The sequence below is a fragment of the Deinococcus sp. genome (assembly GCF_030523985.1).
Lineage (GTDB): Bacteria > Deinococcota > Deinococci > Deinococcales > Deinococcaceae > Deinococcus.
In genome coordinates this window covers 14,868-18,727 of sequence record NZ_JAUNHK010000010.1, presented here as the reverse complement: position 1 = coordinate 18,727, position 3,860 = coordinate 14,868, and the positions used below count along the sequence as shown (strand labels likewise).

The 3,860-nt window shown below is 66.3% G+C and carries 4 protein-coding genes; all 4 read right to left on the bottom strand.

The window, feature by feature from the left end; all coding sequences use genetic code 11:
• Positions 1 to 687: prepilin-type N-terminal cleavage/methylation domain-containing protein (locus Q4C89_RS03060; protein ID WP_303101134.1), on the bottom strand; the 687-nt coding region annotated here is incomplete at its 3' end.
• Positions 684 to 1,178 (bottom strand): prepilin-type N-terminal cleavage/methylation domain-containing protein, encoded by a 495-nt coding sequence (locus Q4C89_RS03055; RefSeq protein WP_303101133.1) that lies wholly within the window; start codon positions 1,176 to 1,178, stop codon positions 684 to 686. The genes Q4C89_RS03060 and Q4C89_RS03055, both read right to left, overlap by 4 nt.
• Complete coding sequence (locus Q4C89_RS03050; protein ID WP_303101132.1) at positions 1,175 to 1,669, bottom strand: Tfp pilus assembly protein FimT/FimU; 495 nt, start codon at positions 1,667 to 1,669, stop codon at positions 1,175 to 1,177. The genes Q4C89_RS03055 and Q4C89_RS03050 overlap by 4 nt, the downstream gene beginning before the upstream one ends.
• Positions 1,669 to 3,860, bottom strand: a 2,192-nt coding sequence (locus Q4C89_RS03045; RefSeq protein WP_303101131.1) for a hypothetical protein, incomplete at its 5' end; no start/stop codon positions are given. The genes Q4C89_RS03050 and Q4C89_RS03045, both read right to left, overlap by 1 nt.

Genomic DNA, 3,860 nt, shown 5'->3' with positions numbered 1-3,860 from the left:
GCCATCGGCAAGGGAGTAGCTGAACATGGTGTAGGCGTTCGCCGCCGTGGTGAACGTGCCCGTGGGTATTCCCGGCGCGACATAGTCGGCCAGCAGGTTGACCTGACTGCCCGCAGTGTCGCTTGGCGGGCGCAGGTTGCTCATGAGCGGCGGCATGTCGTAGTAGTCGGTGTACTCGGCCAGCACCCAGGTGTCGCCGTTGTCGGGGTCGGGGCCAGGATTGCGGGTGCTGGTAGGCGACGTGCTCGAAACCCAGTTCGAGCGCTTGACCGGGTAATAGGCGAAAAAACGGTAGCACCCGTCACGGATGGTCGCCGTGCAGGAAAGCTGGGGCGCGTCCGGCGGCAGAATAAGGGCCAGCAGGGGATGGGCGCCGATTTCCCAGCTGCCGTTGATGTTTCCGGCTGCCGGGTTGCGACGCAGGGCTCCGCTGCCGAAATCTACGATGGTGCCGGGAGGCAGAACGGCCCAGGCTTCACGCAGGCGGGCGGCGATAATCTGCTGCGTGATGAGGATGTCTTCCTGCATCTCGGTGCGGGTGCTGACCTGAGAAGAGGTGCGGGTACTCTGGGTGAAAAACGACACCAGCAGGCCCAGCACCACGCCCAGCAGGGCCAGCGCCACCAGAATTTCGATGAGGGTAAAGCCCTCCCGCCACTGTGCCGGAGGGCGAACAGCAGGCTTCACAGCGGCTCCAGCACGAAGATGCTGAGCTTGACGGCCTCTCTGCCACTGCCGGGACTTTGCACGACCACCTGACGCATGGGCGGCGGGACAGGCGGCGAGCCGATCAAGTCACCTTCTCCGTCCACGCAACTGCCTTCGATGGGCCGACTCACCACCGACCCGGCGGGCGCGGGGGAAGGCAGGGTCGTGCCGTCGGGCCGCACCGGCTGGGCGCGGGTATCGAGGTTGATGAATGTGACCTCGTACCCGTCGGGCACCTGCCAGTTCGGCACACAGGCCAGGCGGTAGTTGTCCTTGTTGTCCCAGGCTCCCCGCACCGTTTCGATGAGGCGCTGGGCCTCGCTGGAGGTCTTGAGTTCCTGCTGGGCGCGGCGGTCAAGGGACAGCGACCCGGTCAGGGTGGTGGTCAGCAGGGCGGTCAGCAGGCCCAGAATGGCGAGAGCCACCAGAATTTCGACGATGGTCAGGCCCCGTGAGGGTTGGGTCTTCATGGCGTAATTCCTTTGCCGATCATGACTTTGCCGGTCACGCCCACCACCCGCACCGACAGGGGCGCGACCCCCTCGGTCAGGCTGCCGAGCGTGAAGGCTTTACCCTGCACGGCCCCGGCTGTTCGGGAGAGTTCGCCGTGAGGGGCAGTGTAGGTGAGCTGATGTTCGGTGGCGTTGCACCCCCGCGAACAGACCATGTAGGTTCCGGCGGGAAGGGTGGAGGTTCGGCCCGCCACGTCGTACTGGGTAAAGCGGCCCTGGCTGTCGGGCGTCCAAGTCATTGTCACGTCGCGGCTGCCGCGTTGCGCGACCGATTTGGCGCGGCGCAGGTCAGTCGCGACCAGGGTGGCGGCGTCACGCAGTTCTGCGCCCCGGATGCTCCGCAACAGCGAGAACCCCAACAGGCCCGCGATCAGCATCAGGATGGCGATGACCACCAGCAGTTCCAGGAGCGTGAACCCCCGCGTGCGGGCCGAGGAGCCGCCCGCCATTACTGGCTCCGGGCGCGACTTTGCCGCCAGGACACGTCGCTCAGGCGCTTGCCCGTGTCGGCATTGTCGGACGCCAGCCAGATTTCGGTAATCAGGATGCCGTTGGGGCGCAGGCCGTCACGCAGCCGGGTGTCGTAGGAAAAAGCGTCGCTGTAACCTGCCGTGACCCCCCGCCCGGTCAGGTCGGCTACCCCGTTGCGACCGAAGACCTTGGAGATGACGCTGCCGACCACATGGCGGTGGCCCTGCGGCGCACGCTCACGCGACTGCTCCACGCGGAACGAACCGTTCGAGGCCATGATGGTCGCGTGATAGGTCGCCTCGTTGGGCGTTTTGGTGGTCATCACGATGTCGCCGCTCGGGGTGTACAGGCCCAGCATGTTGCGGGGCGTGCGGTCCCCGGTCTTCTGGCAGGGCTGCGGCGCGTCTATGGTGCTGCCGGGCTGCCGTCCGTTGGCGCAGGGCACGTCCGAAACGGTCAGGTCGGTGTCGAGGCGCATCCCCTCGGCGCTCACCACGCCCAGGTTGGCGAAGGAGGCGACCGCCGGGGGCATCTTGTCGAGCGCTCCGGTCGTGTCATTGCCTAGTCGCGCCGGCCCCCTCACGTTGGGCGTGCCGCTGCTGTAGACCACTCCGTTGAAGTTTTGGAGCACGGCCTGCCAGCTTCCCGCCGCGTCTTTGCCGTACAGCACCTTGTCCGGCCCGTAGCGGTACTCGCGGGTGACGACGTTTTCACTGATGCTGGGACGCACGCGGTAGCAGGTGAACACGTAGGAACCCTGCGAGGCGATGGTGCAGCCGTAACTCTCGCGGTGCTCGGGCGGGGTCTGGTTATAGACCGACGGGTCGGTGCTGTACTCGATCCAGCGGGTCGTGTCGTAGCGCACGCCCGGCTTGCTGAGGCGAATGTACTGGTAGGTCGGTCTGGGTTCTTCCCAGGCCTGATTGGTCTGGTTGTAGCTGCTCAGGGGATTGCCCGCCGCGTCTCCGGCGAGCAGTTCGATGTGGGTTTCGTCGGAGGCGAGCACGATGCCCGAGGCCTGCGCCAGCGCCGCCTGCTGGTTGACGCTCTGGGGCAACCCGATGTAACGGGCGTCGAAGGTACCGCGCTTGCCCGGCGCGAAGGTGGCCCCGGTTCTCAGGACACGGTCGGTCAGGTTGCGGTTGAGGGCGATGGTATCGAGACCGTCGGGAGCGATGTTATTGAGGGTGACGCTGTCCGAGTCGTAGAAGCCCGGCGTGCGCTCACAGTCGGCGTCCGGCGCGGCGTAAGCGGGGGGCAGCGGCGTGCAGCCCGAGGTATTCAGGTTGCCCAGGAACTTGACGCTGTTGGCCGAGGTCAGAAACCGCACATGCTCGGCCACGTACATGTCGCCGTCAATCACGCTGTAGGCGAGGCCGCCGTTGGTGGGGGGCATGCTCTGCACGAAGATGTTGTAGTCCAACGGGGTGGGCATGTAGAACTCGAACCACCAGTCGCCGCCCACCGAGCGCTGCCCGCGCACCAGTCGCTCGGCGCGGCCCTGCACGCCCCGCGCCTGAAATTCCTTGACGCCCAGGTAAAAGCGGTAGCGCAGCGGCGTCAGCTTGACCACCCGCAGCGGCACGATCTGGTAAGAGAGGTTGTCACTGCTCAGCGACAGCTGCCTGCTCCACCATTCGTTGAGGTTGGCATCGGGCCTGGGGCGCTCGCTGGCGGGCAGCACATGGTAGGCGTCCGGTGTGACCGCCGCCGAGAGGATGGAGAATTGCTCTTCGCTCAGGCGCGAGGACGCGTCCACCAGGCATTCCTGGGCTTCGGGGAACTGACCGCTGTCACGGTTGTCGCGTGGTTCGGCAAACGCGTCCGTCGCTTGCCAGGGATTGGGCACGGTGGCCTTGCCGCAAAACTTGCGGGCGTAGCTTTCCATGTCCGGCACGGTGGTGGTGGGCGCGACGGCGAGATGGCGCACTTCGTAGCCCGCCGGGGCGCGGACTTTGTTGGTCAGGAGGCGCTGAATGTCACGAAATCGGCTTTCGGCAAGGGCCACCTGCGACTCGGCGGCGTACTGTGCGCCGAGCGCCGCCGTCCGGTCGGCGGTGTTCTGACGGCTGCTCAGGCTCAGCCGCAGCGAGGCCGAGAGGATGCCCGCCAGCAGTAGCAGCGTGAGGAGCACAACAAGAATGACCGCGGCCCCGGCGGTGGGCTGTC

Coding starts and splice junctions, on each gene's coding strand:
- Q4C89_RS03055 (WP_303101133.1), bottom strand. CDS start 1,178: ATGAAGACCCAACCCTCACGGGGCCTGACCATCGTCGAAATTCTGGTG.
- Q4C89_RS03050 (WP_303101132.1), bottom strand. CDS start 1,669: ATGGCGGGCGGCTCCTCGGCCCGCACGCGGGGGTTCACGCTCCTGGAA.